A 12,282-nucleotide genomic window follows, 5' to 3' on the forward strand; every position below is an offset into this window, starting at 1 on the left:
ACGTTGATCCTCGATAACTACATCATTCACAAAAGCAAACAGACCGAGCGATGGTTGAAGAAGAATCCCAAGTTCTGCCTGGTGTTCCAGCCAGTTTACAGCCCTTGGGTTAATCACATAGAACGGCTATGGCACAAGTTACATGAAACCATCACGCGCAATCATCAATGCAGAGGGATGGCAAACCTGCTGGCCCGAGTGAAACACTTCATGGATACCGTGTCTCCTTTCCCGGGGAATGGCTATGGCACAGCGAAGGTGTAGCACTATTGGGATCAGTTATTTATTATGGAAAACTTCAAGCATCTGCCCGAACCCTTCCGTATTCGTGTCATCGAGCCGGTCAAGCGCACCACCCGTGCCTATCGGGAAGAGGCCATTGTCCGGGCGGGCATGAACCCCTTCCTGCTGGACAGCGAAGACGTCTTCATCGACCTGCTGACCGACAGCGGCACCGGCGCCATCACTCAGGACATGCAGGCCGCCATGCTGCGCGGTGACGAGGCCTACAGCGGCAGCCGCAGCTACTATGCCCTGCAACAGGCGGTGCAGGAGATCTTCGGCTACTCCCTGACCATCCCCACTCATCAGGGGCGCGGCGCCGAGCAGATTTACATCCCCGTGCTCATCAAGAAGCGGGAGCAGGAGAAGGGGCTGGATCGCAAGAAGATGGTGGCCCTCTCCAACTACTTCTTCGACACTACCCAGGGCCACACCCAGATCAACTGCTGCGTGGCGAAGAACGTCTACACCAGGGAGGCGTTCGATACCTCGGTCACCGCCGACTTCAAAGGCAACTTCGATCTGGTGAAGCTGGAAGAGGCCATCCTGGAGGCGGGCCCCGCCAACGTGCCCTACATCGTCAGCACCATCACCTGCAACTCCGCCGGCGGCCAGCCGGTGTCGATTGCCAACCTGAAGGCGGTCTACGAGATCGCCAGGAAGTATGACATCCCGGTCATCATGGACTCCGCCCGCTTCGCCGAGAACGCCTACTTCATCCAGCAGCGCGAGCCCGGCTACGCCGACTGGACCATCGAGGAGATCACCAAAGAGTCCTACAAGTACGCCGACGGCCTCGCCATGTCCGCGAAGAAGGATGCCATGGTGCAGATGGGGGGGCTGCTGTGCTTCAAGGATGACAGCATGCTGGACGTCTACACCGAGTGCCGCACCCTGTGCGTGGTGCAGGAGGGCTTCCCGACCTATGGCGGCCTGGAAGGGGGCGCCATGGAGCGCCTGGCGGTGGGTCTGCGTGACGGCATGCGCCAGGACTGGCTGGCCTATCGCATCGGCCAGGTGCAGTACCTGGTGGACGGCCTGGAAGCCATCGGCGTGGTGTGCCAGCAGGCGGGGGGTCATGCGGCCTTCGTCGATGCGGGCAAGCTGCTGCCGCACATCCCGGCGGATCAGTTCCCGGCCCACGCCCTGGCCTGCGAGCTCTACAAGGTCGCCGGCATCCGCGCGGTGGAGATCGGCTCCCTGCTGCTGGGGCGCGATCCCGCCACCGGCAAGCAGCACCCCTGCCCGGCGGAGCTGCTGCGCCTGTCCATTCCGCGTGCCACCTATACCCAGACCCACATGGACTTTGTCATCGAGGCGTTTGGCGAGGTGAAGAAGAACGCCCATCGGGTGAAGGGGCTCGACTTCATTTACGAGCCGGCGGTGCTGCGCCACTTCACCGCCAGACTGAAAGAGGTCGAGCATAACGACCAGGCAGCCGGCAAGGCGCAGAAAAAATTAATAGAAGCATAACGAGTCAGGGGCACAGATTTTTCTGTGCCCTTTTTTTTCACAGCTTTGTGAAGTTTCGGGAGTGACACACATGACATCAAAACCGTCCGTCATCGGGGGGGCCTGCATCATTGCCAGCGTCTGTGTCGGCGCCGGCATGCTGGGGCTGCCGAGTGCGGGAGCCGGGGCCTGGACCACCTGGTCATCGCTCGCCATTATTCTCACCATGGTCGTCATGACGGTCTCCGGCTGGATGCTGCTGGAAGCCTTCAAACCCTATGCGCTGACCGCCTCCTTCAATTCGGTGACCAAGGATCTGCTCGGTCACAAGATCAATGTCTTCAACAACCTGACCGTCTACTTTGTGGGCGGCATCCTGCTCTATGCCTATATCACCTCGTCGGGGCTGATCCTCGGCGGTCTGCTCGGCATCGACAATCAGCTGGCCTCCGTCCTGTTCGTGCTGGTCTTCTCCTGGTTCGTCTGGCATTCGACCCGGGCGGTGGACCGGATTTCGGTCGTGTTGATCGCCTTTATGGTGCTGAGCTTCGTGTTCGGGGTCTCGGGGCTCGCCAGCAAGATCGACACCGCCATGCTGTTCCACAGCTTTGCCGAGGAGCTGGGACAGGCCCCCTACGCCCTGGCCATGCTGCCGGTGGCGCTCACCTCCTTCGGCTACCACCATTCGGTAGCCTCGATGCGGGCCTACTACGGCGAGGAGCAGAGGGCCAAGCAGGCGATCCTGGGGGGCACCCTGATCGCGCTGGCGCTCTATCTGCTGTGGCTGCTCAGCATCTTCGGCAACCTGCCTCGCCCCGCCTTCGGTCCCGTCATCGCCAAGGGGGGCGACGTGGATGTGCTGCTCGGGGCGCTGGCCTCGGTGATAGAGTCCAGGCAGGTCTCCCAGGCCATCAACCTCTTCTCCATGGCGGCCATCCTCTCCTCCTTCATCGGGGTGGGGCTCGGGGTGTTCGACTATCTGGCGGATCTGTTCCGGTTCGACAACAGCCGCGCCGGTCGCACCAAGTCCTGGGCGGTGACCTTCCTGCCCCCCCTGGCGCTCTCCCTGATGTTCCCGTTCGGCTTCGTGGTGGCCATCGGCTATGCCGGGGCCGCGGCGACCGTCTGGGCCTGCATCATCCCGGCCCTGCTGGCGAAGAAGTCCCGGGAGCTGGCCCCGGACGAGGCGGGGTTCAAGGCTCCCGGCGGCCAGCCCATGGTGGTGGCCGTCATCGTCTTCGGGGTGCTTACCGCCATCTTCCACCTGATGGCCATGGCGGGCCTGCTGCCCGTCTACAGCGGATGACCCGAGTGGTCTGAACCTGGCCCCGTCCAACACATGTCTGGACGGGGCGCAGGATCCAGTTTGTTTCCCCCATTTTCCCTCCGGATTTGATACCCGAAGGCATGCAGGGTAAAGTCCCCCGGCGCCAGCACTGGCGAACGCAGGAGAAGCACGGCGGTGTGCCGTGACCAGTCGACAATCCGTTTGGGGGAGTAATGGAACAGAAACCATCGTTGGTGGGCGGGGCATGCATCATTGCCGGCGTCTGTGTGGGAGCCGGCATGCTGGGGCTGCCGAGTGCGGGGGCGGGCGCCTGGACCCTCTGGTCCATGCTCGCGGTGGCGCTGACCATGGTGGTGATGACGGTCTCCGGCTGGATGCTGCTGGAATCCTATCGGGGCTATCCCCTGCGCGTCTCCTTCGATACCGTGACCCGGGATCTGCTGGGGGAGAAGGTCAACGCCCTCAACAACCTGAGCGTCTACTTCGTCGGCGGCATCCTGCTCTACGCCTACATCACCTCGGCCGGCCTCATCATCGACGGCATGACGGGGATGGGCAGCCAGGTATCCTCCATCCTGTTCACCCTGGCCTTCTCCCTGCTGGTGTGGCACTCCACCCGAGCGGTAGACCGCATCTCCGTGCTGCTGGTGATCCTGATGGGGTTGAGCTTTGCCTTCGGCATCTCCGGCCTGTCGATGAACGTGCGCCTCGACCTGCTGCTCGACCGGGTCGGCAGTGAAGTCAGTTATGCCCCCTATGCCCTGGTGATGCTGCCGGTGGCGCTCACCTCGTTCGGCTACCACCACTCCGTCTCCTCCATGCGCGCCTATTACGGCGAGGAGCGCCTCGCCAGCCGCGCCATCCTGGGGGGTACCCTGATCGCGCTCGCCTTCTACTGCGTCTGGCTGGTGAGCGTCTTTGGCAACCTGCCGCGCAGCGAGTTCGGCCCGGTGATCGAACAGGGGGGCAACGTGGACGCCCTGCTCAAGGCGCTCGGCTCGGTAACTGAGTCCAAGGCGGTGGCCAGCGCCCTCAACGCCTTCTCCATGGCGGCCATCCTCTCCTCCTTCATCGGGGTGGGGCTGGGGGTGTTCGACTACCTGGCGGACCTGTTCAAGTTCGACAACAGCCGCGGTGGCCGCGCCAAGTCCTGGGCGGTGACCTTCCTGCCGCCCCTGGTGCTCTCCTTGCTGTTCCCGTTCGGCTTCCTGGTGGCCATCGGCTATGCGGGCGCCGTGGCGACCCTGTGGACCTGCATCATCCCGCCTCTGCTGGCCTGGAAGGTGCGGGCGGCCCGGCGCGAAGACGGTGGCGAGGGCTTCCGCGCCCCCGGCGGCCTCTTCATGATCGTCCTGGTGATCCTGTTCGGCGTGCTGACCGCCGCCTTCCACCTGCTCAACATGGTGGACCTGCTGCCCGCCTACAAGGGCTGAGCCGTTACCCGGGTCGCAGTGCCAGCACACAATGACAAAGAAGGAGCCTCATGGGCTCCTTCTTGCTTGTCACACAGGCAATATTGGCGTCGGTTACTGAATGCCGACCGACAGGGAGTGGGGGACCTTGGCGCCTTTACGGGCGGTGGCGCGCATCTGGTAGACCTGGATCAGGTACTTGCCCGACTTGGGCAGGGTGCCTTGCCATTTTGTGTCCACGTTGCCGCCGCCCAGTGCCTCGGCCTGACCCGGGATGGCGCCCGGCGCGAAGACGTTGAAGTTGGCATTGGTGCTGCCGGTGATGGCGACCGTCATGGTCTGGCCTTCTTTGGCGCCCAGGGTGTAGTTGATGGTGTCATAACCGGAGAAGGTGCCGTCAACCTTGGCGCTGTGCGCGCCTTTGGCGAAGTGCACCGGCACCGTGGTCACCTTGTCTGCCGCCTGAACCGAGGCCGCCATCATCATGGCCAGCAAGGCGGCCGTTACTGCTTTTTTCATTATCTATTGCTCCTGTGTCGGGCCCTGGCACGGGCCTCGAGGGGAAGATATGCCTGAACGATGACGCGACTCCATCGAAATGATGAGGCGGTCGGAGCGGGGGATGTTGCAAGATTTGGGGTATGCACAGACGGACATGGTGCCTTTTGGCCGCAAGTCAGATGAACACAAGGTCGATGGGGTTTTATATGGCGAGTTCCCTGATACAGGGGGCGTTTTTGTCAACGTGGTGTTGACGAACAGGGTGCCCGCTGCGGCCATGACTCTGCGACAGAATTGATCGCCCCGGGTCTCCTGCATGGTCAGGGCGCGGGAGGGCTTGCGGAAAAAGAGGACGTTAAGGTTGGCTGGTGCCCTCAGCCGCCATGGCCTGCTGCTCATAGCGCGCCACCGTGCCGTCCTGCTTCATTTGCCGGATCACGCCGGCAAGGGGGGCCAGCAGATCCTGATGCCGTTCGTGCAGATAGACGTAAGAATCGGCCAGCTCCATCACCCCGGCGGAGTAGATGCCGGCATAGCCCGGGGCCTGGCGCGTCAGGGCGGCCAGGGCCTGGCTGGCAATCAGGGTCTGCTCCACATAGAGGTCACTGCGCCCCTTGAGCAGCTTGCCCATCCCCTGCTCGGCGGTGGCGATGGCAAAGAGCCGGTCCGGTGCCACCACCTTGCCCAGCATCATCTCCGGCAGCTTGGCGCCACGGCGAAACTCGACCCGATAACCGGTGCCCTGCAGGCTGTGCCACCCCTGCAACTGGATCCCGGGCTGGTGGGCATAGGCTTGATAGGAGACGGCGAAATGGGGCTCGGGCACGCGCTGGAGGGTGCGGGTCTGCTGCTGGTAGCTGGCGGCGCGGTGGATCTCGCCATCGACCTGTCCCTGCTCTGCCAGCAGGGGGGCCCGTCCCCCGGGGTAGCCCTGGTACTGGAAGTCATAGCCCAGGCGGGCGAACGCATCCCGATAGATGAGATCGAGCCAGCGACCATAGGGGGACTCCCTGGTTTCAAGGGAGCTCACCAGTGTGATGTTGCCCCTGCCTTGCGCCCCCCATACCTGGAAGGCCAGCAGCAAGAGCAGTGAAAGAGCGAAGAAGCGGTATCCTGAAACCTGCGCCATGGTGTCCCTGTCAGAGCGGTGGTTGCAAAGGGTGACAGTCCCATCCTAGCCCAGGGGGTTGCCCGGTCCAGCACTTTCTGCCGTCCGCCCGTGGATATCCTCCAGGCCGCCTCCCGTGCCGCCTTGCCCGAATGAACGCCAACCAAGGGAGATGGCCAGCGCCGCTCACAGGCTGGCGAAATCCACCTCGGGCAGGGTTTCGAAGCCGGGGCGGGCAAACAGATAGCCCTGCATCAGGCTGACGCCCATCTCCCGCAGGCAGGCCATCTCATCGCGGGTCTCGACCCCTTCCGCCAGGGGGGTGATCTGCAACTCCGTAAACAGCGCCAGACAGTGGCGAACGATGGCCTGACGGATCGGGTCCTGGTCGATGCCGCGCAGCAGGTGCATATCGAGTTTGATGATGTCGGGGCGAAAATCGGCCAGCAGGCTCAGGCCCGAGTAACCGGCGCCAAAGTCATCGATCGCCGTCTTGAAGCCGAGCGCCTGATAGTGATCGACGATGCCGTGAATATGGCGGTTATCCAGCACCTGTTCCACCTCGGTGAACTCGAACATGATCTGTTCGATGGGAAAGAGATGCTCGCGGGCCGCCTGCAACGTGGTGCGGATGCAGCGCTCCGGGCGATAGACCGCATTGGGCAGGAAGTTGATGCTCAGCATGCCCCGCATGTCGAGGCGGGCGGCCAGCGCGATGGCCTTGATCCGGCACAGCTGATCGAAGCGGTAGCGGTTGTCATCGTTGACCCGGTCAATCACGCTCTGCGCCGACTCGTTGTTGAGCCCCCGCACCAGGGCCTCGTAGCCGAAGATGGTGTGCTTGCTGCAATCGACAATGGGCTGAAAGGCCATGGTGAAGTCGAAGTCGAGATCCACCTGCTCATGACACTGCTGGCAGAGGGTGGAGGACGGGGCGGCAGGTATGTCCATGACGTTCCTTTCAAGGCGTGGGGTCGCGAGAGATTGCCTCAAAGGATAACAGCTCCTCTCTCGCCGGCAGAGGTTATTCATTGGAGCTGGCGGGTGTCTAGGTGCGGATTGTGCGGCAAAGTCGGGGCCATGATGGATTCGACAATGACCGATCAATACCAAGCAGCATACTCCGTAGGCCTCCGTCGCCCCGTAGGTTCGATTAGCGCAGCGTAATCGGACGAACGAGAGGTGTTGATAGTGGTTGTTGCCGTGCAACAGGAGCGGCCAACCGGAGTGGAAAATTCGGCTGGCCGTTATGGCGGGAGAATCCATTTACGCGAACGTCCGATTACGCCTACCGGCTAATCGAACCTACGAGTTGCCCCCTTCTCCCCTTGTGGGGGAAGGGTTGGAGATGAGGGGGGGTTATGCCAACCCAAGGTCAATGTTGGGTTTCTCGATGCTCGGAACCGACCGGCATGCTCCGCAAGCCACCGCTTTCTGTAGGTTCGATTAGCGCAGCGTAATCGGACGATCGAGTGGCCTTGGTTGCGGTTGTTGCCGTGCAACAGGAGCGCCCAGCCGGAGGGGAGAATTCGGCTGGCCGTTATGGCAGAAGAATTGATTTACGCGAACGTTCGATTACGCCTGACGGCTAATCGAACCTACAGGTTTCGTGATTCTATGAGTTATACAAGCTAGTTTATGTGATGGTTAACTCTATCTCTATGAGGTGTAACTGATTGTTTTTAATAAATCTGTGAAGTAATATAAGACTCATTTATATCATCCGTGTGATAACAGGTTATAAATATGACTGCCCAACCATTTAATACTCGACATTATAGAAAATTCAGAAATCTATTAATTGATTTAAACAGAGACCTGTTATCTATTTCACATAAAATGTGCGAGTCAGATAAGTATGGGGAGTTTACCGAACTAGAGCATTATGTGATGGCCTTGGAAGACCGTCGATTTGTGAATCATTGTGGTTTTGATATCAAGGCATCGGCAAGAGAGCTGATCAAGAAAATACGAAGAAAAAAGCATGGAGGTGCTAGTACTATAGATATGCAAATGGTTAGAACCATTACCGAATTTAAAGATATGACAATATATAGAAAGTTATATGAAACGCTACTGTCTTGGCTGGTAAATTTTCATTTCACAAAAAAACAAATAATACGATGCTACTTGAAAAATGCTTTTTTTGGCTCTCGTCTCATAGGTGCAGAAAAAGCAGCAAATGTACTATTTAATAAAGATCTGTCTATGCTAGAAAAGGATGAAAGTGCATTTGTTGCAGCTATGCTATTGAGACCAAAGCCTTTAAATCCAAAAAATGAATGGTTTGAAATTGTTAAATCAAGAGCGTCTTATGCGCAGAGCGTTCGGGTTCTTGTTGAAGAGGGCTCGAAATAGAGTCCAAGTTGAAGCTTTTGTTAGATTATGCTCGGCCAAAGCTTCAGTATCGCCATCCATAATCTGTTTCCAACGACTATTGGAGTGTTTAATGATTTCTGAAGATATTCTTCTGGTTTCTGTAAAAGCAGAATCAAGATGTCTTTTACCAGAAATTATAGAGTCTATAGAGTGACCGTCTTTTATTAATTTGTAAATCGAATTGTGAGTATATCTAAAGTTATCATGAATATTTCTTTCAATATCTCTAGCGTAGTCATACATATCAATACTGTAAAGCTCTATGAATAAAGGGTTTAAGTTTTCATTCCAATTGTCTTTAGCCTTTTTATATTCCTCCCTAGCTTGTTGTAATGTATCACTATCGTTTTTAAATTCTTTATCAGCCAGAGAGTCGAGAAGCAGGCGGCTATAATAAATGCGCTCGCCAGACATTTTTTCTAATGACTTAGCTATTTCACGCAGCTTATCAATTTCTCGCTCTGAACGATTAGTCTTTATTTGATGTAGAAAGTTCTTCTCTTGGAAACGACTTGATACATATAGACCAACGACACCGGTTAGAAAAAAACTCACGATTATATTTGCTAGTTCCATCTTTACGGCTCATCCTAATTATATTATGAACACTATATCTTTAGTTAAACGTATATTCAATATCATAAAGTGTTCAAAAAAACGGCGCCTTTACGGCGCCATTTTAATATCAATCCACCCAACCAATATCACTGCAGCAGGGAGATATCCGCGACTTGCAGGAACAGGTTGCGCAGGTTGTTCAGCAGCGCCAGACGGTTGGCCTTGAGGGCTTCGTCGTCGGCCATCACCATGACTTCGTTGAAGAAGGTATCGACCGGTTCGCGCAGGGCGGCCAGACGGGTGAGGGCAGCCTGATAGTCACCGGCAGCGAACAGCGGGGCCAGTTCTGCTTGCAGTTCGGCAACCTGGGTGGCCAGCGCTTTCTCGGCGGCATCGACCAGCAGTTCCGGTTTGACGGTAGTGGGCAGTGGAACCTCGACCTTGGCCAGAATGTTGCTCACGCGCTTGTTGGCGGCAGCCAGTGCCAGTGCGGCATCCAGCGTGCGGAAGTGGCTGACGGCCTTGACGCGACGATCGAAGTCGAGCGGACGGGTCGGGCGGCGGGCCAGTACGGCCAGCACCACGTCGGCACCGATGCCTTCGTCCTGATAGGCGGCGCGGAAGCGGCCCAGCATAAAGTCGACCACGTCGGTGACGACGGTTTTGTTGGTCAGCTTGTCGCCGTAGACGCGTACCGCTTCTTCAACCAGTTCAACCAGATCCAAGTCCAGCTGCTTCTCGGTCATGATGCGCAGGGCACCGATGGCGGCGCGACGCAGGGCAAACGGGTCCTTGTCACCCTTCGGCAGCATGCCGATGCCGAAGATACCGGCCAGGGTGTCGAACTTGTCGGCCAGTGCGACGGCGCAGGCAACCAGACCGGACGGCAGGGCATCACCGGCAAAGCGCGGCATGTACTGCTCGTTGAGGGCCACGGCCACCGCTTCGTCTTCGCCATCGTGACGGGCGTAGTGCATCCCCATGACACCCTGGGTGTCGGTGAACTCGCCGACCATGTTGGTCATCAGATCACACTTGGAGAGCAGACCGGCACGCTTGGCCTGAGCCACATCGGCGCCGATACGCTCGGCGATAAAGCCGGCGACGGTTTCGATGCGCTCGACCTTGGCCTTGACGGTGCCCAGCTGTTGCTGGAACAGCACGGTTTCAAGGCGCGGCAGGCGGGAGGCCAGAGTTTGCTTGAGGTCGGTCTTGAAGAAGAACTCGGCGTCAGAGAGACGGGGGCGAACCACCTTCTCGTTGCCGCTGATGATCTGGCTCGGGTCTTTCGACTCGATGTTGGTGACGAAGATGAACTTCGGCAGCAGCTTGCCGTTCTTGTCGTAGACCGGGAAGTACTTCTGGTCACCCTTCATGGTGTGCACCAGCGCTTCAGCCGGCACGGCCAGGAACTTCTCTTCGAAGTTGGCGGTCAGCACCACAGGCCACTCGACCAGTGCGGTCACTTCTTCCAGCAGGGCGTCGTCCAGATCGGCCACGCCACCGAAGGCGGCAGCGGCCGCTTCGACGTCAGCCTTGATCTTGGCCTTGCGCGCCATGAAGTCGGCAATCACCATGCCGCGCTCCTGCAGGATCTGCGGGTACTGGCTGGCGTTGTCGATGGTGAATTCGCTCTCGCCCATAAAGCGGTGACCGCGGATGGTGCGGGCAGAGTCGATACCCAGAATGTGGGCGGGCACCAGATCCCCATCCAGCAGCAGGGTCACGGTAAAGACCGGACGCACGAACTGGATGGTCTTGTCGCCCCAGCGCATCATCTTCGGGATGGGCAGCTTGGCCAGTGCAGAGGCAACCAGTTCGCCTAGCAATTCTTTGGCCGGACGGCCTTCGACCTTGGCGGTGTGAACCAGCCACTCGCCCTTGTCGGTGACCAGACGCTCGGCCTGCTCGACTGTGATGCCGTTGCCACGGGCCCAGCCTTCGGCAGCCTTGGTCGGCTTGCCTTCGGCATCGAACGCCTGGGAGACGGCCGGGCCGCGCTTCTCGACGCTCTTGCTCGGCTGTTCGCCAGCCAGCTCGCTTACCTTCAGCGCCAGACGGCGCGGTGAAGCAAACCACTCGACGTCGCCGAAGGCCAGATCGGCCTTGGTCAGTTCGGCTTTGAAGTTGTCGGCAAAGGCTTCGGCCAGGGAGCGCAGGGCTTTGGGCGGCAGCTCAGCAGTACCGATCTCTACCAGAAATGTATGTTGTGCCATGTCCGTTCCTTAACCTTGCTTGTTCTCTGTGCGCTGACACATGGGGAAACCCAGCGCTTCGCGGGAGGCGTAGTATGCCTCGGCCACGGCCTTGGTCAGGGTGCGAATGCGCAGGATGTAGCGCTGACGCTCGGTGACCGAGATGGCCTTGCGGGCATCCAGCAGGTTGAAGGAGTGAGCGGCCTTGAGGATGCGCTCGTAGGCAGGCAGCGGCAGCGGTTTTTCCAGTGCCAGCAGGTTCTGGGCTTCCTTCTCGTACTGCTCGAAGCAGTGGAACAGGAACTCCACGTCGGCGTGTTCGAAGTTGTAGGTGGATTGCTCCACCTCGTTCTGGTGGAAGACGTCGCCGTAGGTGGTCTTGCCCAGGGGGCCGTCAGACCAGACCAGGTCGTAGACGCTGTCCACGCCCTGGATGTACATGGCCAGACGCTCGAGACCGTAGGTGATCTCGCCGGTGACCGGCTTGCACTCGAGGCCGCCAACCTGCTGGAAGTAGGTGAACTGGGTCACTTCCATGCCGTTCAGCCACACTTCCCAACCCAGACCCCAGGCCCCTAAGGTCGGGTTTTCCCAGTTGTCTTCGACGAAGCGGATGTCGTGGATCTCGGGATCCATGCCCAGCTCTTTCAGGGAGCCCAGATAGAGTTCCTGAATGTTGTCGGGGGAAGGCTTGATGATCACCTGGAACTGGTAGTAGTGCTGCAGGCGGTTCGGGTTCTCACCGTAGCGGCCGTCGGTCGGACGGCGGGACGGTTGGACATAGGCGCAGGCGATGGGCTCCGGGCCCAGGGCGCGCAGGCAGGTCATGGGGTGGGAGGTACCGGCACCCACTTCCATATCCAGCGGCTGAATGATGGTACAGCCCTGGCGGGACCAATAGTCCTGCAACTGCAGGATCAGGCCCTGAAAGGTTTTGACATCGAATTTTTGCATAGTGTTTTTCGCGCGAAATGAAATCAGAGCAAGATTTGCTGAATGTTAACCGAGGGAGTATACCGTCTGGCATGGTCGGATAATAGGCGAAATTACAGGGAATTAGTGGGGCTATGTTGCCGCTTGCCCTATGATGTGGCCGACGCAAGCGGC

At 58.8% G+C, this 12,282-nt stretch carries 12 protein-coding genes; 6 read left to right on the plus strand and 6 right to left on the minus strand.

What is annotated here, in order from left to right:
- The 4 genes from AB5Y50_RS11870 to AB5Y50_RS11885 form a co-directional block, all read left to right on the plus strand.
- Window positions 1–264, plus strand: a 264-nt coding sequence (locus AB5Y50_RS11870) for a transposase (RefSeq protein WP_368162421.1), incomplete at its 5' end; no start/stop codon positions are given.
- Between the two features lie 24 nt (window positions 265–288).
- Complete coding sequence (gene tnaA / locus AB5Y50_RS11875) at window positions 289–1,755, plus strand: tryptophanase (protein ID WP_319882795.1); 1,467 nt, start codon at window positions 289–291, stop codon at window positions 1,753–1,755.
- 70 nt (window positions 1,756–1,825) lie between these two features.
- Window positions 1,826–3,040 carry an aromatic amino acid transporter gene (locus AB5Y50_RS11880; RefSeq protein WP_244812982.1) on the plus strand — a complete coding sequence of 405 codons (1,215 nt, stop codon included), beginning with the start codon at window positions 1,826–1,828 and terminating at the stop codon, window positions 3,038–3,040.
- 194 nt (window positions 3,041–3,234) lie between these two features.
- Window positions 3,235–4,455 carry an aromatic amino acid transporter gene (locus tag AB5Y50_RS11885; RefSeq protein WP_200163957.1) on the plus strand — a complete coding sequence of 407 codons (1,221 nt, stop codon included), beginning with the start codon at window positions 3,235–3,237 and terminating at the stop codon, window positions 4,453–4,455.
- Window positions 4,456–4,548: 93 nt separating this feature from the next.
- Here the strand turns inward: AB5Y50_RS11885 and AB5Y50_RS11890 are convergent, their stop codons facing one another.
- Window positions 4,549–4,953: a hypothetical protein gene (locus AB5Y50_RS11890; protein ID WP_010672394.1), complete on the minus strand. Its 405-nt coding sequence runs from the start codon at window positions 4,951–4,953 to the stop codon at window positions 4,549–4,551.
- Window positions 4,954–5,056: 103 nt separating this feature from the next.
- Between AB5Y50_RS11890 and AB5Y50_RS11895 the strand changes: the two genes are divergently transcribed.
- Window positions 5,057–5,233, plus strand: a complete 177-nt coding sequence (locus AB5Y50_RS11895) for a hypothetical protein (protein WP_158657362.1) — start codon at window positions 5,057–5,059, stop codon at window positions 5,231–5,233.
- A 57-nt stretch (window positions 5,234–5,290) separates the two neighbouring features.
- On the opposite strand, the gene AB5Y50_RS11900 is transcribed toward AB5Y50_RS11895, so the two are convergent.
- Both AB5Y50_RS11900 and AB5Y50_RS11905 read right to left on the minus strand, forming a co-directional pair.
- Complete coding sequence (locus AB5Y50_RS11900; protein WP_288212917.1) at window positions 5,291–6,064, minus strand: hypothetical protein; 774 nt, start codon at window positions 6,062–6,064, stop codon at window positions 5,291–5,293.
- A gap of 165 nt (window positions 6,065–6,229) precedes the next feature.
- Window positions 6,230–6,994 carry an EAL domain-containing protein gene (locus AB5Y50_RS11905; protein ID WP_319882796.1) on the minus strand — a complete coding sequence of 255 codons (765 nt, stop codon included), beginning with the start codon at window positions 6,992–6,994 and terminating at the stop codon, window positions 6,230–6,232.
- Between the two features lie 795 nt (window positions 6,995–7,789).
- Between AB5Y50_RS11905 and AB5Y50_RS11910 the strand changes: the two genes are divergently transcribed.
- A complete protein-coding gene (locus AB5Y50_RS11910; protein WP_081332132.1) occupies window positions 7,790–8,401 on the plus strand; it encodes a biosynthetic peptidoglycan transglycosylase in 612 nt (203 codons plus the stop codon).
- On the opposite strand, the gene AB5Y50_RS11915 is transcribed toward AB5Y50_RS11910, so the two are convergent.
- The 3 genes from AB5Y50_RS11915 to glyQ form a co-directional block, all read right to left on the minus strand.
- Window positions 8,345–8,998, minus strand: coding sequence for a hypothetical protein (locus tag AB5Y50_RS11915; protein WP_182935047.1), 654 nt, complete (start codon window positions 8,996–8,998; stop codon window positions 8,345–8,347). The genes AB5Y50_RS11910 and AB5Y50_RS11915 overlap by 57 nt on opposite strands.
- 128 nt (window positions 8,999–9,126) lie before the next feature.
- The gene (gene glyS, locus AB5Y50_RS11920) at window positions 9,127–11,196 is read right to left on the minus strand and encodes a glycine--tRNA ligase subunit beta (RefSeq protein WP_319882919.1); all 2,070 of its coding nucleotides are present in this window, start codon (window positions 11,194–11,196) and stop codon (window positions 9,127–9,129) included.
- A gap of 9 nt (window positions 11,197–11,205) precedes the next feature.
- The gene (gene glyQ / locus AB5Y50_RS11925; RefSeq protein ID WP_041212022.1) at window positions 11,206–12,129 is read right to left on the minus strand and encodes a glycine--tRNA ligase subunit alpha; all 924 of its coding nucleotides are present in this window, start codon (window positions 12,127–12,129) and stop codon (window positions 11,206–11,208) included.
- Between the last annotated feature and the right edge of the window lie 153 nt (window positions 12,130–12,282).

This window comes from Aeromonas sp. s6 (assembly GCF_040907815.1).
Lineage (GTDB): Bacteria > Pseudomonadota > Gammaproteobacteria > Enterobacterales > Aeromonadaceae > Aeromonas > Aeromonas caviae.